The following is a 466-nucleotide window of genomic DNA, read 5'->3' as shown; positions in this document are numbered from 1 at the left end:
CGCAGCGATCGCGTTCCGCTCAATACACGGAATCTGCACCAACCCCCCGATCGGATCACACGTGAGCCCCAGGTTATGTTCCATCGCGATCTCCGCAGCGTTCTCCACCTGCCCCGGCGTACCCCCCATCACCTCAGCCAACCCAGCAGCAGCCATCGACGACGCCGAACCCACCTCACCCTGACAACCCACCTCAGCCCCCGAAATAGAGGCCTGCTCCTTATACAACACACCCACAGCACCAGCGGCGAGCAGGAACTTCACCACCACATCATCCCGGTCCTGCTGGGAGGCCTTGTCCATGCCCGGAGCATAATTCAACGCGTAATACAGCACCGCCGGGATAATCCCCGCAGCACCATTCGTCGGCGCCGTCACCACCCGGCCACCCGAAGCGTTCTCCTCATTGACAGCCAGGGCGATCAGGTTCACCCACTCCTGCCAATACTTCGGATCGTTCCGGTCC

1 protein-coding gene is annotated in these 466 nt (G+C 61.8%); it reads right to left on the bottom strand.

Going from position 1 to position 466, the window contains the following annotated elements:
- On the bottom strand, nt 1-466 hold a 466-nt coding region (locus tag LN996_RS23510), incomplete at both ends, for an L-serine ammonia-lyase, iron-sulfur-dependent, subunit alpha (RefSeq protein ID WP_231343508.1).

Source organism: Arthrobacter sp. AK01 (genome assembly GCF_021109375.1).
In the GTDB taxonomy this organism is placed as follows: domain Bacteria; phylum Actinomycetota; class Actinomycetes; order Actinomycetales; family Micrococcaceae; genus Arthrobacter.
Note: the sequence above shows the minus strand (reverse complement) of the source record. Positions and strands in the feature narration are given on the sequence as shown.